Source organism: Haliea sp. E17 (assembly GCF_048323675.1).
Classification (GTDB): Bacteria; Pseudomonadota; Gammaproteobacteria; order Pseudomonadales; family Halieaceae; genus Mangrovimicrobium.
In genome coordinates, this window is sequence record NZ_JBLWFK010000001.1 from 614,386 (window position 1) to 641,255 (window position 26,870).

Genomic DNA, 26,870 nt, shown 5'->3' on the forward strand with positions numbered 1-26,870 from the left:
ACACTAGGCGCCCATATGCGTCTGTTCTATTCCATGGCTGTCCTGGCGTGCCTGCTGGTTGCGGGCTGCGCTGGCGCGCCCTCGGAACAGCCCCGGCCCGCGGCGCCGGCAGAGCGCGTCGATTTCAGCGGCGCCTGGGAAGTGGATTACAGCCAGAGCGACTCGGTCAACGATGCCTACGAGCAGTTGATGACCGAACTGCGCCGGCAGGCCCAGCGCCAGTCCCAGGGTATGGGGCAGGGGCCGGGTACGTTGTCCGCCGGCGGCGCCGTCTACGGCAGCAGTGCAGGTATCTATGCGCTGGCGCGCATGGCGGAAGTCATCACCGAACCCCAGTTGCTGGAGATCGACCAGGGCGACAGCGACATCAGTGTGAAACGCGAGGGCAGCTTTGCCCTCGAATGCGACTTCAGCGCCGCCGATGCGGTGCGCGACTCCGCCTTCGGCCGCGAGCTGTGCGGCTGGCGCGACCACCAGCTGCTGTTCCAGGTGGAGCTGCCCGACGGCCTGCACATCCGCCACCGCTTTACCCTGGCGCCCGACGGGCAGCGGCTGCAGGTGGTAACCCAGCTGTTTTCCCGGCAAGTGTCGCAGCCCTTCTCGGTCGCGCGGGTCTACAACCGCTACGACCCCAACCGTTCGGGCATCCACTGCCGCCAGACCCTGAGCCGCGGCCGGGTATGCACCACCGAGCAGGCCCCGCAATGAAGCTGGCAAGAGTGCTGCTGGTTCTCGCCGCCTGGCTGGCAGCCACCGCGGCCAGCGCCCAGGCCCCCGGTTACCTCGATGTGGGAGTGGTGGTGTTCGACCCGGGCCTGGCCGAGGCCGTCGCGCCAGTACCGCAACAGGAGTTTCCCCAGATCCGCAAGGCTGAAGCGATCTACCAGGCAGTGCAGCTGCGCCGCGTGCTGGAGTCCGACGGACTCTGGGGCGCAGTGCGGGTCATGCCGCAGGCCAGTGAACTGGTGGAACTGACCATCAGCGCCCGGATTCTCACCTCGAGCGGTGAACAGTTGTCCCTTGCGGTTACTGCGACCGACGCCAGCGGGCGGCAGTGGCTGCAGGGCACCTACGAGGCCAGCGCCAGCGACAGCGCGTACCCCGTGGCGCCGGGAACCGATCCCTTCGACAGCCTCTACCGGCGCATCGCCAGTGAACTGGCCGGGCAGTTGGCGGCATTGCCGGCGCAATCCCGTGAGCAACTGCAGACCATCGCGCGCCTGCGCTACGCCAACAGCCTGGCTCCCGAGGCCTTTGCCGGTTACCTCTCCGGTGGCGGAGAGGTTCCCTACACCCTGCAACGCCTGCCGGCGGAAGACGACCCGATGCTGCAGCGGGTAGAGCGTATACGGCAGCAGGAGTACCTGTTCATCGACAACGTCGACGAGCAGTACGCCCGCCTGCACGACGAGTTGCAGCCCACCTACGACCTGTGGCGGCAGAACTGGCGGGAGCAGGCGGTCTACGAGCGCGAGTACGCCGCGCGCGCCAGCGAGCGCGAGAGCAGCGACCGCCGCGGCAGCTATGCCGCCATGCTCTCCGACTACAGCACCTACCGGGCCTTCCGCATCCGCCAGCAGGACCTCGACGAACTGGCCAAGGGTTTCAACAATGAAGTCGGCCCGACGGTGGTGGAATCCCGCGGCCAGGTGTTCCGCCTGAGCGGCAGCCTCGAATCCCGCTACCAGGACTGGCGGCGCATCCTGCGCGAGATCTTCGCGCTGGAGATGGGCGAACTGCCCGGGCAACCGGTGCAGCCGACCCAGCCATAGAGGGTGCGACGCATCGCCTCGGAGGTTGTGCGCCGAGCGTGATCCAGAACATTCCCACTGGAACACGTCAAAAAGCGCACATCCATGTGCAGACTCGGGTGGCGACATCCCTGTCGCCACACGGTTCCAGTGGGAATGTTCTGGCTCACACTCTACCTTGGGCACATGCTGCAGGCGCGGTCATTCCCAGCTCAGTCCCCCCATTCCTTAATTCCCACCGAGTACGCTATGCTATTTGCCGTGTCCCCGGACCGGATAGCGGCTGCCATCCCATGGAAAACGACGACCACAGCAGTGATTCCCTGCTCGAGTCCCTGCGCCGGCTGACCGGCCAGGTGGCGGGCAGTACCTTCGAACTGGCGCGTACCACGGCCACCATGACCGCCATGTTCGGCGAAACCTGGCTGCGCGCCACAGTGCTCAACCACTTCGAGCCGGAACGCATGGAGGCGATGCGCGAGGCGGGGAACGTGTTGCGCGACGCGCGGGAAACCGCCGGGCTGTCGATCCGCGAACTGGCGGAGAGCCTCGGGCTGAAGGACAAGCAGGTGCTGGAGGATGTGGAGCACGGCAAGATCATCATGCCGCTGGAGCTGATGTTGCGCAGCGCCTCGCTGTTGGCCCGGCACGACCCGATTCCATTTCTCATCAAGTTCATGCGCACCTATAATCCCGCGCTGGAAAAAACCCTGGAGCAACTCGGTGTGATGGCACTGCCGCGCCAGTACGAGCGGGAGCGCCGGTTCGTCAACCTGTACCGGCAGCACGATGTGCTGCGCGGCCTGTCCGACGCCGAGTTCGAGCGATTTATAGACTACATGACGCATTCCGGGGAATTGGTGGTGGAGATGATGCAGCGGGAAAAAGCCGCGCGCACGGTCGCCCCGGAGCCAAAAGCCGAAGCGGCGAGTAAACCCGCGGCTTCCCGCGCCCGGGCAAAGACCTCCGCCGCCAGTAAAAACAGGTCTGGCGCAGCCAGCAAGCCGGCGAAACCCCGTGCGGCCAGACCCAGGAAAACCTCCTCGTCGAGTACCAAGAAGGCCTGATGACAATACCTGAACCGGCGGCAATCCAGTGGTTTGCCGCCTGCCCCCGCGGTTTGGAAAGCCTGCTGCAGGAAGAACTCACCGGACTCGGCGCCAGCGACGTGCGCGAAACCATCGCCGGGGTCCATTTCAGCGGTCCGCGGGCGCTGGGCTATCGCGCCTGCCTGTGGTCGCGCCTGGCCAACCGCATCCTGCTGCCCCTGGCTACCGTCGAGGCCGGCGATGCCGATGCCCTGTACACGGGCCTGAGCGAGGTCGACTGGTCCGCGGTGATGCGGGCACAGCAGAGTTTCGCGGTGGATTTTTCCGGGCAGAACCGCAGTATCCGCAACACCCAGTTCGGCGCCCAGCGCAGCAAGGACGCGATCGTCGACTGGTTTGTGCGCCACGGTGGCGTGCGCCCCTCGGTGGACCGGCAGCGTCCGGACGTGCGCATCAATGTGCACCTGAGCAAGGGGCGTGCGGCGGTGGCCGTGGATTTTTCCGGTGGCTCCCTGCACCGGCGCGGGTACCGCGTCTCGGCGGGCGCCGCGCCGCTGAAGGAAAACCTCGCGGCGGCGATCCTGCTGCGCGCCGGATGGCCGGCAATGGCGGCGGAGGACGGCGCACTGATCGACCCGATGTGCGGTTCCGGCACCCTGTTGATCGAGGGCGCGCTGATGGCGGCGGATATCGCCCCCGGCCTCGGCCGCCGGCGTTTCGGTTTCGAGGGGCTGCGCGACCATAACGACGCCCAGTGGCGGGCGATTATCGCCGATGCCAAGGGCCGCAGGGAGCGTGGTCTCGCCGCTGCGATGCCGGAAATTCGCGGCTATGACGCCGATCCGAAGGTGGTGCGCCGGGCCCAGGAAAACATTGCCGAAGCGGGCCTGGAAAAGTGGGTGCGGGTCAGTTGCAAGGCCCTCGCCACGGTGAAGAAACCGACCCACCGCCCGCTGGAAAAGGGTCTGCTGCTGTGCAATCCGCCCTACGGTGAGCGCCTCGGTGAGAAACAGAGCCTGCGTTACCTCTACGCGGAACTCGGTGAATTGATGGCGCGGGAGTTCAGCGGCTGGGACGCCGCCGTGTTCACCTCCGACCTGCAACTGGGGCGCGCTATCGGCCTGCGCAGCCACAAGCAGTACACGCTGTACAACGGCGCAATCGAGACTCACCTGCTGCTCTTCGCACTGCGTGACAACGAGTTGCGCCAGCCCGGCAGGGGGACCGTCGAAGGTGCCCCGTCTTCCGGGGATGCCCCGCGGGCGAAGGCGCCTGCGGAGGCGCTCAGCGAGGGCGCGCAGATGTTCGCCAACCGGATTCGCAAGAACCGCAAGCGCCTGCGGCCCTGGCTGCAACGGGAGGGTATCGAGTGCTACCGCCTCTACGATGCCGACATGCCCGAGTATGCGGTAGCGGTCGACATCTACGGCGACCGGGTGCACGTGGCGGAATACCAGGCGCCCAAGGGGGTGGAGCCCGAAGCCGCGGCACGGCGTATGGAGGAGGTGGCCGCGGCACTGCCTGACGCGCTGGATGTCGCGCCATCCCGCATCGTCTACAAGCAGCGCAGTCGGCAGCGCGGCAGTGCCCAGTACGAAAAGCATGACAATCGCGGCGAATTCATGAGCGTGCGTGAAGGCGAGGCCAAGCTGCTGGTGAACCTCACCGATTACCTGGATACGGGCCTGTTCCTCGACCACCGTCCCGTGCGCCTGCGGCTGGCCCGCGAGGCCAAAGGCAAGGACTTTCTCAACCTGTTCTGCTATACCGGCAGTGCCACGGTCCACGCCGCACTGGGCGGAGCACACCGCACCACCAGTGTCGATCTGTCCAATACCTACCTCGACTGGCTGCGCAAGAACCTGGCCCACAACGGCCTTGATGAATCGCGCAACCGGCTGGTGCGGGCCAATTGCCTGGAGTGGTTGCGCGAGGAGAAGAGGGACTACGACCTGATCCTGCTCGACCCGCCCTCGTTTTCGAACTCCAAGGCAATGGAGGGCAGTTTCGACGTACAGCGGGATCACCTCGAGATGGTGCGCACTGCGATGGGGCGGTTGCGGCCGGACGGCTTACTGTATTTTTCCAATAACCGGCGCGGTTTTCGCCTCGCTCCCGAACTGGCTGCGGAATTTCTTTGTGAGGACATCACGGAATCCACCCTGGATCCCGATTTCCAGCGCAACCGGCGAATCCATTGCTGCTTCCGGATCCGCCATCGGAAACCGGGCGAATGAAGTCAGTAAAATTAGGAAACATGCGAAGTGGCTTGGCTTTGAACGTTAGGGGTCACTAATTTGCTGCCCCGGGTTTTCTATCCACATTGACAAAAACACTGACGTGCCTGTATGTGGACATTTGATGACAAAATCGTGACATCAAGAATTTCCGATAAGTCGTTGATTTGTTGGTAATAAACAGTTATTGGCAGGCTCTGACCCGAATTGGTGCAGCCCTGCCTCCAAATAACACCAGGGTAGGCCGGAGTCTTTTTCCCCACACTTATCCACAGGCTGGTCTGTGGATAAGTTCTGGAAATCCTCGAATCCAGGCTGGTGAATTCGTGTTCCTGCATCCAGAGGGCGATTACTCCTGCAGTACACACACTGTGCCTGGACGGCGTGAGGGAGCCTGATATGAGTGATTCGCGGCAAGTCCTGCTGATTGTCTATCACAGCCAGAGCGGCACCTGTGCGCGGATGGCCCGCGCCGCTGCGGAGGCGGCCGGGGAGGGTGGCGAGGTGGAGGTCCGGGTGCGCCGGGCCTGCGATGCCGCGGTCACCGACCTGGCCGCGGCCGGGGGCCTGCTGCTGGTGGCGGCGGAGAATGCCGGTTACCTGGCGGGCGGCATGAAGGAGTTTATCGATCGTGTATTCTACCCGGCCATCGACCGCGAGCTGCTGCTGCCCTACGCCCTGCTGGTCAGCGCCGGCAATGACGGCCGCAACGCGGTAGCCCAGGCGCAGCGCCTGCTGCGCGGGATTCCGCTGACCCAGGCGACCGAACCGGTCATCTGCCGCGGCGAGTGGTGTGAGGCGCATGCGCAGCGGGCAGGCGAGTTGGGCGAGGCCTTCGCCACCGGTCTGTCGATGGGCGTGTTTTGACAGGAACTGGCACTATGACTGATCACCCGCGGGAGCCCGTTCCCGATGATTTCGAACCGATGCCCGAGGGACTCGGTTTTATCGACAGCTTCAAGCCCCTGTACCGGCGCTATCGCAACGGTACCGTGGATTTTGGCCTGCAGGTGGGGCCGCAGCACTGCAATTCCCTCGGGATCTGCCACGGCGGGGTCATCATGACGCTGGCCGACATCGCCGCCGCCAGTGGCGCGACTCTGGCCTCGGAGCGCCGCGCCGCGGCGCCCACGGTGAATATAAGCCTCGACTTCATCGCCGCCGGCAAGCTCGGCCAATGGCTGCAGAGCGAACTGGAAGGCGTCTCGGTGCGCAAGAACTTCGGCTTTGCCCACGGCCTGATTCGCAACGGCGAACGGGTTATCGCCCGCTACAACGGCACGTTCTATTTCGCCCGGCACAGCGGGGTGGGGGAGCGCGGCGATTTCCTGCCGGGGATGTGGCGGGGTCTCGACCTCGATTCCCCGGAAGGCTCCGGCTAGTTTACGAGCCTGCCTCGGGGAATCGCAGGGCGCTGGTTCTCGCGCCACGCGGTCACTGCTGGTGGCTCGTTGGCTGGTATTCCGGGCTGCACACTGGAGCCAGGCAAAAAAAAGCCCGGGCGATAATCCCCGGGCTTTCCAGTTCAGTATGGACCCTGCGTGGCGTCAGGCAGCCTGCTGCTGCGGTGCCGGTGCCGGCTTCTGCTGCGGCTTGCTCTGCTGCGGTTCGCGCTTGTTCTTGCCCCAGCCATCGCCGACGTCGTAGGTGCCGAACAGCCAGTCGTAGAACAGCGAGATGGTCGCGAAGTTCCCGGAAGTGAAGCGTGAGTGGTGCACGTGGTGCATGAACGACATGTAGTTCAGGTACTTGAAGGGGAAGCGGTCCACCTCCATGCGGTCGTGGTTGTGCTGGTTGATTTCCGAGAACGCTACCCAGGTAATGATCACGGTGGCGATATGGAAGGGACCCATCAGCGCGCCCAGTACCGCGATGCTCACCCCGAACAGGCCGATGCCGATGCTGGTTTCCAGCGGGTGCAGGTAGTTGGAGTCCTTGCGGCAGGGGTTCTTCTGCTGGTGGTGTACCGCGTGTACCCACATCAGCGGTCCCGGGCCGAAGCCGCCGTCGTGGAAGACGAAGCGGTGGGTCAGGTAGTAGAAGAAGTCGTAGAACATCAGGATCACGAAGATATCCAGCGGGATGTGCCACCAGGGCTGCGCTTCGCTGGTGACGACGAAGGGAATGATGGCGACGAATACCGCGGTCTGGATGATCAGGCCCCACTTCATGCTGCGGCGCTGGATTGGCATGTAGAAGCTTTTCTGGACCTGTTTGTCCGCGACCTCCTTGTTCAGTGCGGCGGTCTGGCGGAAGGCCGGTACCAGGCGCACCATCACGCGCCCGGCGCCCATGACGGCCAGTACACCGATGAAAGCGTAGAGAGAGAGCAGCCACTCGCCTCCTGCGAGAAATTCCGTGATGAAGGTTGCGTCCATCGCTAGTTACCTCTGGTTATGTTGAGAAGGTGTTGAGCCAGGGTGCGGGTACCCGCAACGCCCAGTTCGTTGATGAGAAAATCGGAAAGTTGCTGGATCCGGGCAGGGAGTACGCCGGCGTTGTCGTATTTCTCCGCCATTTTCAGGTACAGCGCCTCGAGGGTGTTCTCCAGGACCTGGAAGTCACGCTCACCCAGGTGGTCGCGCAGTTCGGTTTCCAGTTCCCGGGCGCAGTCGATCGAGCTGCGGATCAATTCCTCGCCCCGCGGCGAGAGCCGCACGATCACCTGGCGACGATCCGCAGGGTCGGTTTCGCGTACGACGTAACCGAGCGTGTCGAGTTCGGCGACCGTTGCCGCCACCGACTGCTTGCTCACGCCGAGGATCGAAGCCATGTACTGGATGTGCCGGCCCTCGCGGGCGGCGAGGCCGAGCACCTGGCCGAAGCTGGATTTCAGGCCGGCGAAGCCACGCCCCGCCAGGGCAGTGGCGAGGCGCAGGCGCAGCGCGTCGTTCAGCAGCGGCAACAGGGCATTGAGTCGTGGCGCACGGCGTATGGCGGCGTTGGCGAAGGTGTAGTCCGGTTGCGGAATCCCCAGTTCAATACGCAGCCCGTCGATCACCCGGTCGAGGTCGCGCAGGGCTTCCTCGCCCACGGCGTCGGCCAGTTCCGCCTGGATCCGGTTGGCGACCTGCATCCCGTCCTGCAGCAGTTGCTGGCCCTGGCCGGTGAGCGTAATCAGGCTGGAACGGCTGTCCTCGGGGTTGGCCGAGCGGCTGGTCAGCCCGAGGCTTTCCAGTTCACGAATGATCTTGCTGCAGGCCTGTTTGCTGGTATCGAGCTTTGCGGCCAGTGCGCCGGGGGTGCAGGGACCCTCGGCGAGGGCGCCCATATAACTGGCGTAGGCGAGGCTGAGCTTCTGGTATTTGCCGCTTTCCAGCAGGCTGTCCAGCGTGGATTTCTGCACAAAGTGCGCGATCACCATCAGGTGGCCCACGAGGCCCCGGCCGACGGTATCGCGGAAATTGCGAATACTCTTGTGCGTATCATCCTTCATGGGGCATATAGTAAACACTAATTGTCTATATGGTCAACTAGCATTTACTAAATGTGCGCTGGGTCACATTTGCCGGCTCCGGCATCGCGCAATGGGGGGTGGGCTGGGGGAGCGGCTCAGGGGTTGGCGACGTTGTCCCCGTGCTCCCTGAGAGTGGCGATAAAGGCCTGGGCGGCCCGGGACAGGCTGCGGCCGCGGTGGTAGATCAGGCCCAGCACGCGTTCCATGACCACGTCCGGGAGGTCGATCAGGGTGAGCGAATCGTCGCCCATGCTGCGCGGCAGGATGGTCCAGCCAAGCCCCACCGAAGCCATCATGCGGATGGTTTCGAGGTAGTTGGTGGCCAGTGTGACCTTGAGTTCGAGTCCGCGTTTATCGAACAGTTGCTTGATGATCTGCCCGGTATAGGTATTGAGGCCGGGGAGGATGGCGGGCAGGTGGCTGAGGGCATCCAGGTCGGGCCTCGGGTTGCTCGCGAACAGTTCGTGGTCGCGGGCGATCATCACCTCCAACGGGTCGTGCCAGATCGGGTCGTCGATGACGCTGGGTTCCTCCTCGGGGGACAGGGTCACCACCGCCAGTTCCACCTTGCCCTGCAGCACCAGTTCGTAGGCCTGTTCCGAATCCATGAAATCGATGTCCAGGTGCACCGCCGGGTAGTCGCGGCTGAAACTGCTCAGCACCGGCGGCAGGCGGTGCAGGCCGATATGGTGGCTGGTGGCGATCCGCAGGTCACCGCCGACGCCGCCGGCGAGGTCGCTCACCGAGCGCGCCGCCGCCTGCAGTTCCTGCTCGATGGACTTGGCGTGGGGCAGCAGGGCCAGGCCGGCCTCGGTCAGGCTGGTGGAGCGCCCGATGCGGTCGAACAGCTTGTTGCCGAGAGCATCTTCCAGCAGGGCAACCCGCTTGCTCACCGCCGGCTGGGTGAGGTGCAGTTGTTCCGCCGCCAGGGAGAAGGAGCCGGTTTCAGCTACCAGCAAAAAGGCCTGCAGGTTCTGCAGATCCAGCATAAGGCCGCCTATTAATATTCCTAAAATTCATCTATTGGATAAAAATAATAAATTTGAGTAATTGCATTGGCAAGCACATAATTCACAGCCTCAAAACCTATCCAGCACTACCGAGGTGTCCCATGGCAGGACAGACCCTGTACGACAAATTGTGGCAGAGCCACCTGGTCGAGGCGCGCGACGACGGCAGCGCCCTCATCTATATCGACCGCCAGCTGATCCACGAAGTGACCTCGCCGCAGGCCTTCGAGGGCCTGCGCCTGGCCGGGCGCCAGCCCTGGCGCCGCGACGCCAACCTCGCGGTGCCCGACCACAACGTGCCCACCGACCGCGCCGAGCGCGCCGGTGGCGTCGCGGCCATCGCCGACCCGGTGTCCCGCCTGCAGGTGCAGACCCTCGACGAGAACTGCGAGGACTTCGATATCGTCAAGTTCGACATCAACGACGTGCGCCAGGGCATCGTCCACGTGGTCGGGCCGGAGCAGGGCGCGACCCTGCCGGGCATGACCATCGTCTGCGGTGACTCCCACACCTCCACCCACGGCGCCCTGGGTGCCCTGGCCCACGGTATCGGCACCTCCGAGGTGGAGCACGTGCTCGCCACCCAGTGCCTGATCCAGAAAAAGATGAAGAACATGCTGGTCCGCGTCGACGGCAGTCTGCAGACCGGCGTCACTGCCAAGGATGTCGCGCTCGCCATCATCGGCAAGATCGGCACCGCCGGCGGCACCGGCTACGCCATCGAGTTCGGCGGTGAGGCGATCCGCGCGCTGAGCATGGAAGGGCGCATGACCCTGTGCAACATGTCCATCGAGGCCGGCGCCCGCATGGGCATGGTAGCGGTGGACGACACCACCATCGAATATGTCAAAGGCCGTCCCTATGCGCCGAAAGGCGAGCAGTGGGAACTGGCCGTCACCGCCTGGCGCGAGCTGCACTCCGACGACGACGCCGTCTTCGACGCGGTGGTGGAGCTGCGGGGCGAGGAGATCAAGCCGCAGGTCACCTGGGGCACCTCCCCGGAGATGGTGCTGCCGGTGGATGGCAACGTGCCCGACCCGGCCCGTATAGAAGATGCGACCAAGCGAGCAGCTGTCGAACGCGCGCTGGAGTACATGGGCCTCACCGCCGGCATGAAGATCGGCGATATCAAGCCCGACCGCGTGTTTATCGGTTCCTGTACCAACTCGCGCATCGAGGACCTGCGCGAAGCCGCGGCGGTGGTCAAGGGCCGCAAGGTCGCCGACTCGGTCAAGCAGGCGATGGTCGTTCCCGGCTCCGGCGAAGTGAAAAAGCAGGCCGAGGCAGAGGGCCTGGACCGCGTCTTCATCGAGGCCGGCCTCGAGTGGCGCGAACCCGGCTGTTCCATGTGCCTGGCCATGAACGCCGACAAACTGGGTGCGGGCGAACACTGCGCCTCCACCTCGAACCGTAATTTCGAAGGCCGCCAGGGCTTCGGCGGGCGCACCCACCTGGTCAGCCCGGCCATGGCAGCCGCAGCGGCGATCGCCGGTCATTTCGTCGACGTGCGCGACTGGTAGGAGAGAACGATGAAAGCATTTACCGTGGTAACCGGACTGGTCGCGCCGATGGACCGCGCCAACGTGGACACCGACCTGATCATCCCCAAGCAGTTCCTGAAATCGATCAAGCGCAGCGGCTTCGGCCCCAACCTGTTCGACGAACTGCGCTACCTCGACGAAGGCCAGCCCGGCCAGGACTGCAGTAACCGGCCGCTGAACACCGAGTTTCCGCTGAACTTCCCCCGCTACCAGGGCGCCTCCGTGCTGCTGGCGCGGGAGAACTTCGGCTGCGGTTCCAGCCGCGAACACGCCCCCTGGGCGCTGGAAGATTACGGCTTCCGCAGCATCATTGCGCCGAGCTTCGCCGACATCTTCTACAACAACTGCTTCAAGAACGGCGTGCTGCCGATCGCACTGGACACCGCGATCGTAGCCCGCCTGTTCGACGAGATGTACGCCAACGAAGGCTACCAGCTGACCATCGACCTCGAACGCAAAGTGGTTGTGACCCCCAGTGGCGAGGAGCTGCCCTTCGAGGTGGACGACTTCCGCCGCCACTGCCTGCTGGAAGGCCTGGACGACATCGGCCTGACCCTGCAGCGCGAGCCGGCCATTCGCGCCTACGAGGCGCAGTGGAAGGAAAAGTCGCCGTGGTTGTTCGGGGCGATTCAGTAAACCCGGTTTTCAAAGACCGAATAGAATGCGGTAGCCGCAGTGTGGCACCGCGAGTGTGGCGGGAATCCGGTTGCCGGAACCGTTCGGCGACAGGACGTCGCCGACCGAGCCTGCACATGGACGTGCGCTGTTTGGCGTGTTCCGGCAACCGGATTCCCGTCGCGCTCGCCACCAGAACAATGCTGTAAGCAAGGTAGAGATTAAATGAGCAAACAAATCCTGATCCTCCCGGGCGACGGTATCGGCCCGGAAATCGTCACCCAGGCCGTTGCGGTCCTGGAAGCCGTTGACAAGCAATGCGGTCTCGGCCTGCAACTGGACTACGGCCTGCTCGGCGGCGCCGCCATCGACGAACACGGCGAACCCTGCCCGCAGGTCACCCTGGACAAGGCCCGCGCCGCCGAAGCCATCCTGCTCGGCGCCGTCGGCGGCCCCAAGTGGGACACTATCGAGCGCAGCATCCGCCCCGAACGCGGCCTGCTGAAAATCCGCTCCGAGCTGCAGCTGTTCGGCAACCTGCGCCCGGCCATCCTGTATCCCCAGCTGGCGGCGGCGTCGAGCCTGAAGCCCGAGATCGTCGCCGGCCTCGACATCCTCATCGTGCGCGAGCTGACCGGCGGTATCTACTTCGGCGAGCCGCGCGGCATCCGCACCCTGGAAAACGGCGAGCGCGAGGGCTACAACACCTACAAATACAGCGAGTCGGAAATCCGCCGCATCGGCCACCTCGCCTTCGACGCCGCGCGCAAGCGCAACGGCCGGGTGTGCAGCGTGGACAAGGCCAACGTGCTGGAAGCCACCATGCTCTGGCGCGAAGTGATGGAAGAGCTGTCGAAGGACTACCCGGACGTCGAACTGTCCCACATGTACGTGGACAACGCCGCCATGCAGCTGGTGTTGCGGCCCAAGCAATTCGACGTGATCGTCACCGGCAACATGTTTGGCGACATCCTCTCCGACGCCGCCGCCATGCTCACCGGCTCCATCGGCATGCTGCCCTCGGCCTCCCTCGACAAGGACGGCCGCGGCATGTACGAACCCTGCCATGGCAGCGCGCCGGACATCGCCGGCCAGGACAAGGCCAACCCGCTGGCGACCATCCTGTCTGTCGCCATGATGCTGCGCTACACCCTGGCGGCGCCGGAAGCGGCGGACCTGGTCGAAGCCGCGGTGAGCAAGGTACTCGACGCGGGCCTGCGCACCGGTGACATCCACAGCGAAGGCATGCAACTGGTCGGCACGCGTGAAATGGGCGAAGCGGTAGTCGCCGCGCTCTGAACCTGGCAGAGCGAGCATCTGGCGCCGGAAACGGTAACGACGGAGCGTGGAAGCCGAGCCTGCACATGGATGTGCGCTTTTTGGCGTACCCGCAGAGGGCTAAACCTCCCTCGCCGGGCCGTGAAGGCACTGCCAAAACGCTGACCAAGGTAATAACCAGGTAGCGAACCATGTCGGCCTGGCGCGTTAACGCGAAAGGAATGGTTGTAAAGGAAAGAGTCCCGGGCACCGGATATGCCACCGAGCAACCGGAGCCAAACTGAAGAATTGATAAAGCAGGAGGAATGAAGCAATGAGCAAGCAATATGATGTAGCAGTCGTCGGCGCCACCGGTGCGGTAGGCGAAGTGATGATGGAAATCCTCGAGCAGCGGGATTTCCCCGTGCGCAACCTGTACCCGCTGGCCTCCAGCCGCTCCGCCGGCAAGACCGTGAAATTCAAGGGCAAATCGATCACCATCGGCGACCTCGCCGAGTTCGATTTCAGCCAGGTGCAGATCGGCCTGTTTTCCGCCGGCGGCAGCATCTCCGAAGAGTTTGCGCCCAAGGCCGCCGCAGCCGGCTGCGTGGTCATCGACAACACCTCGCATTTTCGCCGCGACGAAGACATCCCCCTGATCGTGCCGGAAGTGAACCTGCACGCGCTGGAGGGCTACAAGACCCGCAACATCATCGCCAACCCCAACTGCTCCACCATCCAGATGCTGGTGGCGCTGAAGCCGATCTACGACGCCGTCGGCATCGAACGGATCAACGTCTGTACCTACCAGGCCGTGTCCGGTACCGGCAAGGAAGCCATCGAGGAACTGGCCGGCCAGACCGCGCGACTGCTCAATGGCCAGTCCATCGAGTGCGAGGTCTACCCGAAACAGATCGCCTTCAACGCGCTGCCGCACATCGACACCTTCCAGGACAACGGCTATACCCGGGAAGAAATGAAGATGGTCTGGGAAACCCAGAAAATTTTTGGCGATGACAGCATCCAGGTCAACCCGACCTGCGTGCGCATCCCGGTATTTTTCGGCCACTCCGAGGCGGTGCACATCGAGACCCGCGAAAAGATCACCCTGGAGAAAGCCTACGAACTGCTGGCCAATGCGCCGGGCGTGACACTGCTGGACGAGCGGGCGGCCGGCGGTTACCCGACGGCGGTCACCGAAGCGGCCGGCCAGGACCCGGTATTCGTCGGCCGGGTTCGCGAGGACATTTCCCATCCGCGCGGCCTCGACCTCTGGGTGGTTTCCGATAACGTGCGCAAAGGCGCGGCCCTGAACAGCGTCCAGATCGCCGAAGCGCTGATTGAAAACTATCTGTAATTAAGTGCAGATAACGCCAGATGCTGCCTTGATTAACGCATCTGGTTCACTGATACTTGAGCCGTATATGGGGTCGCCCGCGGCGCGCCAGGCGGGTTTTTGAAACCTTCCGGGCGCGCCCTGATCACGCTCATCGGGGCAAGAAAATGAGCCTGGCAGCAGGGCGATTCCGACAGGAGCCGGGCCATCAGGGGGGTCGGTAGGGGAAATGCAGGACATAATAAGGCTTGGGTATGGCTCGTAAACTTACCGCCGTCGCTTTCTCACTGGGCTGTCTGCACGCCAGTTCGAGCTTCGCGCTCGGACTCGGCGACATCAAGCTCGATTCGTTTCTCAATGAGCCGCTGGAAGCCAGCGTGGACCTGCTCAATACCGCCGGTCTGCACGAGGACGAGATCCACATCCGGCTGGCCTCCCGGGACGATTTCGATCGCCTGGGTGTAGAGCGCGCCTATTTCCTCACCAGCATCCAGTTCGACGTCAATATCGACGCCAGCGGTCGCGGCACCATCACCATCAAATCCGAAGAGCCGGTCCTGGAACCCTATCTCGATTTCATCGTCGAGGCGCGCTGGCCATCCGGCCGCCTGCTGCGCGAATACACGGTGCTGCTCGATCCGCCGCTGTTCGAGACCGGCACCCGGGTCGTGTCAGCCAGCGAACGCGTCGAGGAAGTCGAAGGCATTCCCGCGCCGGAATCCGAAGCAAAAAAGCCCCAGGGGGCAGCGGCGACTAGCGGTACCCGGGTCGACGTACGGGAGTCGGATCTCGGCCCCGGGGAGATGCCCCAGCGCGATTTCAACGCCGAGACCTCCGGCACGCCGATGCCCGGCAGCCGTTACATGATTTCCCGCGACGACACGCTGTGGGAAATCGCATCCCGGGGCAAACCCGCTGGCGCCTCGGTACACCAGACCATGCTGGACATCCAGCGCCTGAATCCCGACGCCTTCATCAACGGCAACATCAACCAGATCAAGGCAGGTTATATCATCTACCTGCCGAAGGACGGAGACATCAGTTCCCAGGACCTGCAAACGGCCCTGGCGGAAGTGAAACAACAAAACGAAGACTGGCGCGCGGGCCGGCCCAGCGCACCGAGCAGCGGTCCGTCACTGCGTATTTCCGCTGAACCCACCGAAACGTCAGCAGCAGTTGCGGGCGAGTCGCCCTCCGCGATGAACGCCGGGGCCGCAGGCGCGAGCAACGATGGTGGGTCCGGTGCCGCCGCGGAAATTGCGGAATTGCAGGACCTGGTCAAGCTCAAGGACCAGCAGATTGCTGACCTGCAGGAAGCCCTCGCCGAGGCGCGCAGTGGCGCTGGCAGCGCAGGGGACAGCTACAGCGACGAAACCGCGCTGGATAGTGAAGACGCAATGGCGGGCGAAATCGTCGAAGGCGAAATGCTCGATGCGGCCGAACAGGGCGCTGAGTATGCCGACGAGGCAGCCCTCGACCAATCTTCGACCGGCGAAAGCGCTATGGAACCGGAGCCCGAGCCGGAAGCGGCTGAAGTGGCTCCCGCGCCCCAGCCCAAACCCCAGCCGCGTCCGGCGCCCCCGCCCGAGGATTCCGGCTGGCTGAGCTACCTGCTCTACGGCCTGGGTGCCATCGTCCTGGCGATTCTCGTATTCCTGTTCCTGCGCCGTCGCGGCGCGGATGACGAGGAAGAGACCGAACTGCCTACCAGTGCTTCGGCCAGGGATGCGTTCGCGGATGTCAAACTGAAATCCACGCCGGCCGGGTCCGCCGCGGTGACCGAAGATATCGAGGATGAACTGGACCTCGAGTCGGATATCGTTCTTGACGCCGAACCGGTAGTGCCGAATCGCGGCTATGGCGAGCGCAAGCACGACGAGTACGCCGCGGACGTCGATTCCAACGATGCCCTGGCGGAGGCCGATATCTACATCGCCTACGGGCGCTATCCCCAGGCGCGCGAACTGCTGCGCAATGCGCTGGATAACGAGCCGGACAACAGTGCCTATCGCCTGAAGCTGGTCGAGGCCGAGATCAACATGGGCAATCGGCCCGCGGCCCGTGAACAGATGTATGAACTCGAGGCGCGCGGTGACAGTGCGGCCGCAGCCCGGGCCCGCGAACTGCTGGGTGAGAGCGAGTCCCAGTCCATGCCGCCTGCCGGTCTTGCCGAGGAAGTCGGCGGCAGCCTGGAAGCGGATTTCGCCGGTCTCGAGATCGAGGATGGCATCGTTGACGTCGTTGACGACCTCGACGACGACCTCGACCTGTCCGCCGACTTCGCTGACAGCCCCCTGGGTGATGACGACGATGACGATGAAGACCTGGTCATCGCCGCGGACGCCAACGGCATGTCCACCAAGCTGGACCTCGCCCGCGCCTACCTGGATATGGGCGACGAAGACGGTGCGCGGCAGATTCTCGAGGAAGTCATCGCCGAGGGCTCCGATGAGTACCGCTCCGAGGCAGAGGCCCTGCTGGAGCGCATTGACTGATTCATTCCCGCGGCTCTCTCCGGAGCCGCTTCCCGCTGGAAGCCGCATAGCCTGTCGAGTCGAGTACAACGGCTCCCGCTTCAACGGCTGGCAAATTCAACCCGATCCGGATGTCCCCACAGTGCAGGCTGCGCTGGAAGCCGCGCTGTTCGCCGTCGCTGCGGCGCCGGTGCGGGTACACTGTGCCGGCCGCACCGATACCGGAGTCCACGGCCACGCCCAGGTCATCCATTTCGACGCGCCGGCAAGCCGCTCGCCCAAGGCCTGGGTCATGGGCGGCAACGGCAACCTGCCGCTGGACGTGCGCCTGCACTGGGCGCAGGCGGTGCCCGAAGAGTTCCACGCCCGTTTTTCCGCCCTGTCGCGCCGCTACCGCTACGTCATCGTCAACACACCAATCAGGCCGGCCCTGCTGCCCGGCCTGGTAACCTGGCAGCGCTTCCCGCTGGATGCCGCCGTCATGCACAGGGAAGCCCAGTGCATGCTGGGCGAGCGTGATTTCTCGGCCTTCCGCGCCGCCTCCTGCCAATCCACCACACCGATGCGCAACGTGCAGGAAGTGGCTGTCGAGCGCCGCGGGGATTTTGTCGTCATCGAGATTCGCGCCAACGCCTTCCTGCACCACATGGTGCGCAATATCGCCGGCTCGCTGATGGCGGTGGGCAGCGGGCGCCAGCAAGCGGGCTGGATTGCCGAATTGCTGGAAGGGCGCGATCGCACCAAGGCTGCGGATACCGCGCCGCCGGATGGTCTCTACCTGGCGGAAATCGAGTATCCCGATCACTACCAGTTGCCGCCCACACCCTACGGCCCCGCGTTGCTCTGAAAAGCTGGGCTGGATTGCTCGTGCAGAGCGGAGGTCAACTTGCCGAGCGCGAGGCGGAACCTGCCTGCCGGGACACGCCAAAAAGCGCACATCCATGTGCAGGCTCGGGAGGCGACATCCATGTCGCCACACGGTCCCGGCAGGCAGGTTCCGCCTCACACTCTACCGGTGGTGCGAGATTCAGGTTCGTAGCGTCCAGTTTGCGGGATTACAGACAGCCCGCGGCGCTTCTGCTATCATGCGCCGCCTGAATTTTCGCTGATTGCAGGGCCGTTCGTGCCGCGTACGCGTATAAAAATTTGCGGGATTACCCGGCCGGAGGATGCGCGTGCGGTAGTGGAGCAGGGCGCCGACGCGCTGGGGCTGGTGTTTTATCCGCCGAGCCCGCGGGCGGTGAGCCTTGAGCAGGCGCGCGAGATCGTTGCGGAAGTGCCGCCGTTCGTGACACTGGTGGCGCTGTTTGTCGACGCGCAGCCGGAAGAGGTCCGCCAGGTGGCTGCCGAATTGCCCATCGGGCTGCTGCAGTTTCACGGCGACGAAGCGCCCGCGTACTGCGCCAGTTTCGAGCGTCCCTGGATCAAGGCGATTCGCTGCCGGCCCGATATGGATCTTGCCGCGGAGGCCCGCCGCTACACCGCCGCGCGCGGTGTCCTGCTGGATGCCTGGCAGGAGGGGGTTCCCGGCGGTACCGGCAAGAGCTTCGACTGGCGGCTGGTGCCGGAGAACCTCGGTGCACCGCTGGTACTGGCGGGTGGCCTGAAGCCGGAAAATATTGGCACTGCGGTGGCCTCGCTGCGACCCTTCGCAGTGGATGTCAGCGGCGGTGTCGAGAGCGCGCCGGGTATAAAGGATGCGCGTAAGGTAAAAGAATTCATCGCGGCGGTGCGAGCCGCCGATGCACAGCAAGTGGACTGAGAGTAACCTTGTAATGAGTACTGATGTGAAACCGGCCGATTACGCCGCCGTTCCCGACGACCAGGGACGGTTTGGCATCTACGGTGGCCGCTTCGTGGCGGAAACCCTGATGTCCGCCCTGGACGACCTGGAAAAGCTGTACCTGAAACTGCGCAACGATCCCGAGTTCCAGCGCGAACTGGACGCGGACCTGGCCCATTACGTCGGCCGGCCCTCGCCGCTGTACGAGGCGACCCGCTGGTCGCAGAAGGTGGGTGGCGCGCGCATTTTCCTCAAGCGCGAGGACCTCAACCACACCGGTGCCCACAAGGTGAACAACACCGTGGGCCAGGCCCTGCTGGCCAAGCACATGGGCAAGAAGCGGGTGATCGCGGAAACCGGGGCAGGCCAGCACGGGGTGGCGACGGCTACCGTGGCGGCGCGTCTCGGGCTGGAGTGCCAGGTATTCATGGGCGAGGAAGATGTTCGCCGCCAGGCGCTCAACGTCTACCGCATGAAACTGCTGGGTGCCGAAGTGATTCCGGTCACTTCCGGCTCGCGCACCCTGAAGGACGCCATGAACGAGGCGATGCGCGACTGGGTGACCAACGTCGACGACACCTTTTACATCATTGGCACCGTTGCCGGCCCCCATCCCTACCCGATGCTGGTGCGCGACTTCCAGTGCGTGATCGGCCGCGAGGCCCGCGCCCAGTGCCTGGAGCAGGCCGGCGCGCTGCCCGATGCGCTGGTGGCCTGTGTCGGCGGCGGCTCCAATGCCATCGGCCTGTTCCACCCCTTCCTCGAGGATGAAGGGGTGGCCATGTACGGTGTCGAGGCCGGCGGCCACGGTATCGAGAGCGGCCAGCACGCGGCGCCCCTGTCGGCGGGTACCCCGGGTGTACTGCACGGCAACCGCACCTACCTGATGCAGGATGCCGACGGCCAGATCATGCACACCCACTCGGTTTCCGCCGGCCTGGACTACCCGGGCGTGGGTCCCGAGCACAGCTGGCTGAAGGACATCGGCCGGGTCAACTACGTGTCGATCAACGACGACGAGGCCCTGCGCGCCTTCCATTCCCTCACCCGGATCGAGGGCATCATGCCGGCGCTGGAGAGCAGCCACGCCCTGGCCTACGGCGAGAAACTGGCGGCGCAGATGCGCCCCGACCAATGCATCGTGGTCAACCTGTCAGGCCGCGGTGACAAGGACATCCACACGGTCGCCCAGATCGACGGCATCGAGTTTTAGGAGAGCAACGCAGTGAGCCGAATTGCCGGACGTTTTGAGCAACTTGCCCGTGAAGGCCGCAAAGCCGTCATTCCCTATGTCGTGGCGGGCGACCCCGTCCTCGAGGCCACCGTGCCGCTGATGCATGCACTGGTGGCGCAGGGCGCCGACATCATCGAGCTGGGCGTGCCGTTCTCCGACCCCATGTCCGAGGGGCCGGTGATCCAGCAGGCCCACGAGCGGGCGCTGGCCAATGGTACCAGCCTGCGCGATGCGCTGGCCTGTGTGCGGCAGTTCCGCGAGCGCGACAACGACACGCCGGTACTGCTGATGGGCTACGCCAACCCGGTAGAGCACATGGGCTATGCCCGTTTTGCCGATGCCGCCGCCGAGGCGGGTCTGGACGCTCTGCTCACCGTGGATATTCCGCCGGAAGAGGTGGAGCAGGTGAACCGCGAACTGCACCGGGTGGGACTGGACAACATTTTCCTGGTTGCGCCGACCACGCCGGACGCGCGTATCGGGCGTATCGCCGACCAGGCCAGTGGCTTTATCTACTACGTGTCCCTGAAAGGCGTCACCGGCGCGGGACACCTGGATACCGCCGATGTGGCGCACCATGTCGCGCGGATTCGCGAGCGCAGCAGTCTGCCGGTTGCAGTGGGCTTCGGCATCCGCGATGCGCGGTCGGCGGCACAGGTCGCCGGAATCGCCGATGGCGTGGTGGTGGGCAGCGCCCTGATTCGCGCCATGGCGGACAAACTGGCCGCCGGCGCTGACCGTGAAAGCGCTACCGCGGCGGCCTGTGAATTGTTGGCACAGATTCGCGGCGGCGTGGACAGCGTCTGCGCTTCCTAGTCCGCCTTGCACAATCTATACTGAACCCTGCAATGGTGTGGGGGAAACCATGAGTTGGATTGACAAGATCCTGCCTTCCGGAGTGAGTAAATCCGAGGGCCAAAAGCGCTCCAGTGTACCCGAGGGCTTGTGGAAGAAGTGCCTCAAGTGCGACGCGGTGCTCTACCGGCCGGACCTGGAGCGCAACAACGAAGTCTGCCCCAAGTGCGACCACCACATGCGCATTGGCGCCCGGCGGCGGCTCGACATCTTCCTGGATGCCGAGGGACGGGAGGAGATTCTCAGCGAAATCCAGCCCGTCGACCGGCTCAAGTTCAAGGACAAGCGCCGCTACCGCGACCGCCTGCTCGCCGCGCAGAAATCCACCGGCGAGAAAGACGCGCTGGTGGCCATGCAGGGGCGCCTGCTCGGCATGCCGCTGATCGCCGTGGCTTTTGAATTCGATTTCCACGGCGGTTCCATGGGCAACGCGGTGGGTGAGAAATTCACCCGCGCCGCGCAGATGGCGATGGACCGCGGCGTCCCGCTGGTCTGCTTCTCCGCTTCCGGTGGTGCGCGCATGCAGGAGGCCCTGATCTCCCTCATGCAGATGGCCAAGACCAGCGCGGTGCTGGAGCGCATGAAGATGAACGGTAATCCCTTTATCTCCGTAATGACCGACCCGGTATACGGTGGCGTCTCGGCTTCTCTGGCCATGCTCGGCGATATCAACGTTGCCGAGCCCGAGGCCCGAGCGGGTTTTGCCGGCCCCAACATCATCGAACAGACCATCCGCCAGAAACTGCCCAAGGGTTTCCAGCGCAGTGAGTTCCTGCTGGAACACGGTGCCATCGACATGATCGTGCACCGCCTGGAAATGCGCGAGACTGTCGCCCGGATCCTGGCAAAACTGGGCGGACTGGAGTCGCCCGGGTCCGACGAACTCGCCCCCGGTATCGAACCGATCGTCGAAGAGGCGGATACGGAAGGGGATGACTGACACTCCACTCGAGCAGTGGTTGTGCTATCTCGAAACGCTGCACCCCAATCCCATGGACCTGGGCCTGGCCCGGGTTGGCCAGGTGGCCCGTGCGCTCGGCCTGCTCCCGGCGCAGGCGCCGGTGGTTACCATCGCCGGCACCAACGGCAAGGGCAGTACCGTGGCGGTGCTGGAAGCCCTGCTCTGCGCCGCTGGCAAGCGCCCGGGAGCCTTTACTTCCCCCCACCTGGTCCGCTTTAACGAGCGTATCCGCGTTGGCGGGAAGGAGGTCGATGACGCCGTTATCATCGCGGCTTTCGAGGCGATCGAGGCGGTCCGCGGCACTACCACGCTGACCTATTTCGAGTTCGGCCTGCTGGCGGCCCTGTGGGTGTTTCGCCAGCAGGCTGTGGACTGCATCCTTCTCGAAGTCGGGTTGGGCGGTCGTCTCGACGCCGCCAATATCGTCGACGCCGATGTCGCGGTGATTACCAGTATCGATCTCGACCACCAGCAGTGGCTGGGCGAGACCCGCGACGTGATCGCCCGGGAAAAGGCCGGCATCCTGCGCGCAGGTCGTCCGGCGGTCCTCGCCGACCCCGCACCGCCACTGGCCCTGCTGGCGGCGGTGACCGAATACGATGCCCGTCCGGTGCTGCAGATCGGCCGCGACTTCCTCCTGCCGGAGGAGGCGCAGCGCGGCGATGTCACCCTTACTGCGGCCAGCGGGCAGCGGCGTACGCTGCACGGCGTGCGGCACGCCGAGTTGCTGCCGGCGAATATCGCCGCGGCCCTGCAGGCTGCGGAGTTGCTGGGCCTGGAATTCGATGAATCCCGGGTCCACACTGCGCTGGCGGGCCTGCAACTGCGCGGGCGCCGGCAACTGCGCTCGATGGGCGGGCGGCAATACCTGTTCGACGTGGCGCACAATCCCGCGGCTATCCTGAAGCTGCTGGAAAAACTCGACGCCAGTGATTGTAGCGGGCGGCGTATTGCATTATTTTCCGCGATGAAAGACAAGGCGGTCGTCGAGATGCTGGCGCCCTGCCGCGCCTATATGGATTACTGGCTGCTGCCGGAGCAGCCGGACAATCCCCGCGCCATGCCCGCGCCGGAAGTGGCGTCGTTACTACATGAGCTGGGCGAGTCCCGTATCGAGTTGTGCGAGGATATACCGGCGGCGGCACGTCGCTGTCGCGAACTGCTGGAGCCGGGTGATCTCGCGGTGGTGTTCGGTTCATTCTTTACCGTCGGCGGCGTGCTGGCATCACTGGAGGAAGGGCCGGAAGCGGCTGTCAGCAATGAATAACGTGATGAAACAACGTCTCGTCGGCGCGCTGATCCTGGTCGCGCTCGGCGTGGTGTTCTGGCCGATTATCTTTGTCGAACCCAACGCCCCCGTTGCGACCGATGGCCGCACCGTTCCGCCGCGGCCGCAGCTGGATACCAGTCCGCTGCCCGCGCCAGACGATAGCGCACTGCGCGAGTTGCCGGCGCCGCAGGCGGAAGCCCCGGTTCCCGAGGATGAACTGGTTGACCTGCAGCCGGAGTCGGGGGCGGGGGCGGGAAGCGAACCTTCCGCCGGGCAGGGCGACGACAGCGCAGGCGGGGCAGCGGATGTCACAGCGCCGGAACCGGCCCCAACGGTGGCAGCGGCGCCCCCGGAGGCAGGGGAGACCCGCGGCAGTGCGCCGGTCAAGCCGGAACTGGATGCGGAGGGCATTCCCATCGCCTGGGTATTGCAGGTGGCCAGCGTCAGCGAGGCGGAGCGCGCCGATGCCCTGCGCAGCGAGTTGCTCGCCATGGGCCACAAGGCCTACATCAAGAAAATCCGCAGTGGCGGTAAAACCTGGTACCGGGTCAGTGTCGGCCCGAAGGTCGAGAAAGCGCGGCTCGAGGCCGCTCGCAGCGAGATTGACGCGAAATTCGGCGTCACCTCTCTCGTGGTCCGGTACTACCCCTGATGACCGGTTCACAAACCGGTACAAATGCATTTTCGTCCCGGCCCCCGGCTTTGCTAGAATGCGCCCCCATGACCGGTGAGCATGATTGACCTGACCCTGTTGACTGCCCTGGATTGGGCAATCGTCGTCGTGCTCGGCATTTCCACGCTGCTCAGCCTGTGGCGCGGGTTTGTCCGCGAGGCCCTGTCCCTGTTGGGCTGGGTCGCCGCCTTTATTGTCGCCAACCTGTTCGTCGAGCGGTTGGCGCTGGAACTGGCGGCGGTGATCGCCAATAGTACCGGCCGTTATATCGCCGCTTATGCGATACTGTTCGTCGCCACGCTGGTGCTGTTCACCGTGCTGGTGAAAGTGGCCACCAGCCTGGTACGGGCAGCCGGACTGAGCGTGCTGGACCGTGTACTGGGCACCGTATTCGGCTTTGCCCGCGGCGCGATCATTATCCTCGTGCTGGCATGGGTGCTGCAGAAACTGGCGCCCGCGCAGTACGGGCAACTGGTGCACCAGTCGCAGTTAATGCCGCAGATCGCCATGCTGGCGGACTGGGTCGAGGCAGTCTTCTCACAACCCGGGCCTGGCGGCCAGACAGTTAGTTGAAAACAGAGGTGAACCCCGCATGTGTGGCCTGGTTGGAATTGTAGCCCAGCACGACGTCGCTCCCGATATTTACGACGCGCTCACAGTACTGCAGCACCGCGGCCAGGACGCGGCGGGCATCATGACCTGCGAAGGCGGCCGTTTCAGCCTGCGCAAGAGCGAGGGCCTGGTGCGCGACGTGTTCCGCCAGCAGCATATGCAGCGCCTGCAGGGCTCCATTGGTATCGGCCACGTGCGCTACCCGACCGCCGGCAGTTCCGGCCCGGCGCTGGCCCAGCCCTTTTACGTGAACTCGCCCTACGGTATCGCGCTGGCGCACAACGGCAACCTCACCAACGCCGACCAGCTGACCCGCGAACTGTTCCAGGACGACCTGCGCCATCTCAACACCGATTCCGATTCCGAGGTGTTGCTGAATATCTTCGCCCACGAGCTGCAGACCCTGGGCAAGCTGTCTCCCGGCGCCGACGATATTTTCAGCGCTGTGCAAGCGGTGCACGAGCGCTGCCGGGGTGGCTACGCGGCGGTCAGCCTGATCGTCAACTACGGCATTGTCGGTTTCCGCGATCCGCTGGGTATCCGCCCACTGGTAGTCGGTGAGCGGGACAACGCCGGTGGCGGCAAGGATTACATGATCGCCTCCGAGAGTGTCGCGCTGGACGTGCTGGGCTTCCGCCTGCTCGGCGATGTCGCCCCCGGCGAGGCGGTATTCATCGACATGCAGGGGCGCCTGCACCGCCGCCAGTGTGCCAGTAACCCGAAACTGCAGCCCTGTATTTTCGAGCACGTGTACTTCGCCCGGCCGGATTCCCTGATGGACGAGATATCGGTCTACAAGACGCGCATGCGCCAGGGTGCGACGCTGGCCGCGAAGATACGCCGCGAGCGCCCCGACCTGCAGATCGACGTGGTGATCCCGATTCCCGACACCAGCCGCATCGCGGCCCAGTCGATGGCCCACGAGCTCGGCGTGAAGTTCCGCGAAGGCTTCATGAAGAACCGCTATATCGGCCGCACCTTCATCATGCCCGGGCAGAGCCAGCGCAAGAAGTCCGTGCGCCAGAAGCTCAACCCGGTACCGCTGGAATTCAGCGGCAAGCACGTGATGCTGGTGGACGACTCCATCGTGCGCGGCACCACCTGCCGGCAGATCATCCAGATGGCGCGCGACGCCGGCGCGGAGAGAGTGTACTTCGCCTCCGCCGCGCCGCCGGTGCGCTACCCGAATGTCTACGGCATCGATATGCCCTCCGCTTCGGAGCTGATCGCCCACGACCGCACCGAGCAGGAAGTCTGCGAGCTGATCGGCGCCGACTGGCTGGTCTACCAGGACCTCGAGGACCTGATCGAATGCTCCCGGGAAGGCAATCCCAAGGCAGAGGCCTTCGAGTGCTCGGTGTTCTCCGGCGAGTATCCCACGGGTGACGTCGACCAGGCCTACCTCGACAATCTCGAAGCCCAGCGCAACGATGCCGCCCAGTCGGCCAACCGGGCCGCGCAGCAGGAAGAGGGCTCGGTGGTGGGCATCCACAACAATGCGTGAGTTCCAATGACCGACCACGACGATCCACTTTTCGGCGCAGCCCTCGACACGCTGGCCATCCGCGGCGGCATCCACCGCACCGCGGAGGGCGAGCACTCCGAGCCGATTTTCGCGACTTCCAGCTACGTGTTCGACAGCGCGGCGGATGCGGCTGCGCGCTTTTCCGGTGAACAGCCGGGCAATGTCTATTCCCGCTATACCAACCCCACCGTGCGCAGCTTCGAGGAGCGTATCGCCGCGCTGGAAGGCGGCGAGGCAGCGGTGGGCACAGCTTCGGGGATGTCGGCGATTCTCTCCACCGCGCTGGCGCTGCTGAAAGCCGGGGACCACATCATCTGCTCCCGCGACGTGTTCGGCACCACCACCAACCTGTTCGGCAAGTACCTCGCCAAGTTTGGTGTCGAGGTCAGCACGGTGCCGTTGCTGGACATCGCCGGCTGGAAGGCGGCGATCCGCCCCGAGACCGCGATGCTGTTTCTGGAGACCCCCAGCAATCCCCTGTGCGAGGTCGCGGACATCGCCGCGATGGCCGAACTGGCTCACGCCAACGGCGCGCTGCTGGTGGTGGACAACTGCTTCTGTACCCCGGCCCTGCAAACCCCGCTGGCGCTGGGCGCTGATATCGTGGTGCACTCGGCGACCAAGTTCCTCGACGGCCAGGGCCGCTGTGTCGGCGGCGCGGTGGTCGGCAGGCAGGAGCACATGACGGAAGTCGTGACCTTCCTGCGCACCTGCGGCCCCACCATGAGCCCCTTCAACGCCTGGGTGTTCCTCAAGGGCCTGGAAACCCTGCGCCTGCGGATGGACGCGCACAGCGCCGCGGCACTGGAAATCGCCCGCTGGCTGGATGCGCACGAGTCGATCGGGCGGGTCTATTACGCCGGCCTCGAAAGCCATCCCGGTCACGCGCTGGCGGCGCGCCAGCAGCGCGCCTTCGGCGGGGTGCTGTCCTTCGAGGTGCAGGGCGGCCAGGAGGAAGCCTGGCGCTTTATCGATGCGACGCGAATTTTCTCCCTTACCGCGAATCTCGGCGACACCAAGTCGACCATCGTGCACCCGGCGACCACCACCCACGGCCGGCTCAGCGACGAGCAGCGCGAGGCGGCGGGCATCCGGCGCAGCCTGGTGCGCCTGTCAGTGGGTCTGGAAGATGTCGCCGATCTCAAGGCCGACCTGCAGCGCGGCTGCGACGCGCTCTAGTCAATCGGGCAAAAACTGCGAAAAAAACGGGATTAAACTGCGCTAAACGCG

24 protein-coding genes are annotated in these 26,870 nt (G+C 64.6%); 21 read left to right on the forward strand and 3 right to left on the reverse strand.

Annotated elements, in window-relative coordinates:
• Positions 1-15 precede the first annotated feature (15 nt).
• The 6 genes from ACNKU3_RS02695 to ACNKU3_RS02720 all read left to right on the forward strand — a co-directional run bounded on the left by ACNKU3_RS02695 (position 16) and on the right by ACNKU3_RS02720 (position 6,419).
• Positions 16-708, forward strand: a complete 693-nt coding sequence (locus tag ACNKU3_RS02695; RefSeq protein ID WP_418257867.1) for a hypothetical protein — start codon at positions 16-18, stop codon at positions 706-708.
• Complete coding sequence (locus tag ACNKU3_RS02700) at positions 705-1,772, forward strand: hypothetical protein (protein ID WP_418257868.1); 1,068 nt, start codon at positions 705-707, stop codon at positions 1,770-1,772. The genes ACNKU3_RS02695 and ACNKU3_RS02700 overlap by 4 nt, the downstream gene beginning before the upstream one ends.
• Before the next feature lie 272 nt (positions 1,773-2,044).
• Positions 2,045-2,818, forward strand: a complete 774-nt coding sequence (locus tag ACNKU3_RS02705) for a hypothetical protein (protein WP_418257869.1) — start codon at positions 2,045-2,047, stop codon at positions 2,816-2,818.
• A complete protein-coding gene (gene rlmKL, locus ACNKU3_RS02710) occupies positions 2,818-5,037 on the forward strand; it encodes a bifunctional 23S rRNA (guanine(2069)-N(7))-methyltransferase RlmK/23S rRNA (guanine(2445)-N(2))-methyltransferase RlmL (protein ID WP_418257870.1) in 2,220 nt (739 codons plus the stop codon). Before ACNKU3_RS02705 ends, rlmKL begins: the two co-directional genes overlap by 1 nt.
• Before the next feature lie 399 nt (positions 5,038-5,436).
• Entirely contained in the window at positions 5,437-5,904 is a 468-nt protein-coding gene (locus ACNKU3_RS02715) for a flavodoxin domain-containing protein (RefSeq protein ID WP_418257871.1), read from the forward strand.
• Positions 5,905-5,918: 14 nt separating this feature from the next.
• Positions 5,919-6,419: a PaaI family thioesterase gene (locus tag ACNKU3_RS02720; protein WP_418257872.1), complete on the forward strand. Its 501-nt coding sequence runs from the start codon at positions 5,919-5,921 to the stop codon at positions 6,417-6,419.
• A gap of 165 nt (positions 6,420-6,584) precedes the next feature.
• On the opposite strand, the gene ACNKU3_RS02725 is transcribed toward ACNKU3_RS02720, so the two are convergent.
• The 3 genes from ACNKU3_RS02725 to ACNKU3_RS02735 all read right to left on the reverse strand — a co-directional run bounded on the left by ACNKU3_RS02725 (position 6,585) and on the right by ACNKU3_RS02735 (position 9,480).
• Positions 6,585-7,415 carry a sterol desaturase family protein gene (locus tag ACNKU3_RS02725; RefSeq protein WP_418257873.1) on the reverse strand — a complete coding sequence of 277 codons (831 nt, stop codon included), beginning with the start codon at positions 7,413-7,415 and terminating at the stop codon, positions 6,585-6,587.
• A gap of 2 nt (positions 7,416-7,417) precedes the next feature.
• Positions 7,418-8,473 (reverse strand): MarR family winged helix-turn-helix transcriptional regulator, encoded by a 1,056-nt coding sequence (locus ACNKU3_RS02730; protein ID WP_418257874.1) that lies wholly within the window; start codon positions 8,471-8,473, stop codon positions 7,418-7,420.
• A gap of 116 nt (positions 8,474-8,589) precedes the next feature.
• The gene (locus ACNKU3_RS02735; RefSeq protein ID WP_418257957.1) at positions 8,590-9,480 is read right to left on the reverse strand and encodes a LysR family transcriptional regulator; all 891 of its coding nucleotides are present in this window, start codon (positions 9,478-9,480) and stop codon (positions 8,590-8,592) included.
• A 125-nt stretch (positions 9,481-9,605) separates the two neighbouring features.
• Between ACNKU3_RS02735 and leuC the strand changes: the two genes are divergently transcribed.
• The 15 genes from leuC to ACNKU3_RS02810 all read left to right on the forward strand — a co-directional run bounded on the left by leuC (position 9,606) and on the right by ACNKU3_RS02810 (position 26,819).
• Positions 9,606-11,024 (forward strand): 3-isopropylmalate dehydratase large subunit, encoded by a 1,419-nt coding sequence (gene leuC, locus ACNKU3_RS02740; RefSeq protein ID WP_418257875.1) that lies wholly within the window; start codon positions 9,606-9,608, stop codon positions 11,022-11,024.
• Positions 11,025-11,033: 9 nt separating this feature from the next.
• Positions 11,034-11,681: a 3-isopropylmalate dehydratase small subunit gene (gene leuD, locus ACNKU3_RS02745; RefSeq protein WP_418257876.1), complete on the forward strand. Its 648-nt coding sequence runs from the start codon at positions 11,034-11,036 to the stop codon at positions 11,679-11,681.
• 204 nt (positions 11,682-11,885) lie between these two features.
• Positions 11,886-12,959: a 3-isopropylmalate dehydrogenase gene (gene leuB, locus ACNKU3_RS02750; protein WP_418257877.1), complete on the forward strand. Its 1,074-nt coding sequence runs from the start codon at positions 11,886-11,888 to the stop codon at positions 12,957-12,959.
• A gap of 292 nt (positions 12,960-13,251) precedes the next feature.
• Positions 13,252-14,274 carry an aspartate-semialdehyde dehydrogenase gene (locus ACNKU3_RS02755; protein WP_418257878.1) on the forward strand — a complete coding sequence of 341 codons (1,023 nt, stop codon included), beginning with the start codon at positions 13,252-13,254 and terminating at the stop codon, positions 14,272-14,274.
• 233 nt (positions 14,275-14,507) lie between these two features.
• Positions 14,508-16,748: a FimV family protein gene (locus ACNKU3_RS02760; RefSeq protein ID WP_418257879.1), complete on the forward strand. Its 2,241-nt coding sequence runs from the start codon at positions 14,508-14,510 to the stop codon at positions 16,746-16,748.
• Entirely contained in the window at positions 16,741-17,574 is an 834-nt protein-coding gene (truA, locus tag ACNKU3_RS02765; RefSeq protein WP_418257880.1) for a tRNA pseudouridine(38-40) synthase TruA, read from the forward strand. The genes ACNKU3_RS02760 and truA overlap by 8 nt, the downstream gene beginning before the upstream one ends.
• A 276-nt stretch (positions 17,575-17,850) precedes the next feature.
• Positions 17,851-18,489 (forward strand): phosphoribosylanthranilate isomerase, encoded by a 639-nt coding sequence (locus ACNKU3_RS02770; protein ID WP_418257881.1) that lies wholly within the window; start codon positions 17,851-17,853, stop codon positions 18,487-18,489.
• Between the two features lie 13 nt (positions 18,490-18,502).
• Positions 18,503-19,723: a tryptophan synthase subunit beta gene (trpB, locus tag ACNKU3_RS02775; RefSeq protein WP_418257882.1), complete on the forward strand. Its 1,221-nt coding sequence runs from the start codon at positions 18,503-18,505 to the stop codon at positions 19,721-19,723.
• A 12-nt stretch (positions 19,724-19,735) separates the two neighbouring features.
• Positions 19,736-20,560: a tryptophan synthase subunit alpha gene (gene trpA / locus ACNKU3_RS02780; RefSeq protein ID WP_418257883.1), complete on the forward strand. Its 825-nt coding sequence runs from the start codon at positions 19,736-19,738 to the stop codon at positions 20,558-20,560.
• Positions 20,561-20,609: 49 nt separating this feature from the next.
• On the forward strand, positions 20,610-21,539 hold the full coding sequence (accD, locus tag ACNKU3_RS02785) for an acetyl-CoA carboxylase, carboxyltransferase subunit beta (protein ID WP_418257884.1): 930 nt from the start codon (positions 20,610-20,612) through the stop codon (positions 21,537-21,539).
• Positions 21,532-22,827: a bifunctional folylpolyglutamate synthase/dihydrofolate synthase gene (locus tag ACNKU3_RS02790; protein ID WP_418257885.1), complete on the forward strand. Its 1,296-nt coding sequence runs from the start codon at positions 21,532-21,534 to the stop codon at positions 22,825-22,827. Before accD ends, ACNKU3_RS02790 begins: the two co-directional genes overlap by 8 nt.
• 4 nt (positions 22,828-22,831) lie before the next feature.
• Positions 22,832-23,482, forward strand: coding sequence for an SPOR domain-containing protein (locus tag ACNKU3_RS02795; RefSeq protein ID WP_418257886.1), 651 nt, complete (start codon positions 22,832-22,834; stop codon positions 23,480-23,482).
• Positions 23,483-23,563: 81 nt separating this feature from the next.
• Positions 23,564-24,076, forward strand: a complete 513-nt coding sequence (locus ACNKU3_RS02800; RefSeq protein ID WP_418257887.1) for a CvpA family protein — start codon at positions 23,564-23,566, stop codon at positions 24,074-24,076.
• A gap of 19 nt (positions 24,077-24,095) precedes the next feature.
• The gene (gene purF, locus ACNKU3_RS02805; RefSeq protein WP_418257888.1) at positions 24,096-25,619 is read left to right on the forward strand and encodes an amidophosphoribosyltransferase; all 1,524 of its coding nucleotides are present in this window, start codon (positions 24,096-24,098) and stop codon (positions 25,617-25,619) included.
• A gap of 6 nt (positions 25,620-25,625) precedes the next feature.
• Entirely contained in the window at positions 25,626-26,819 is a 1,194-nt protein-coding gene (locus ACNKU3_RS02810; protein ID WP_418257889.1) for an O-succinylhomoserine sulfhydrylase, read from the forward strand.
• Positions 26,820-26,870: the final 51 nt, after the last annotated feature.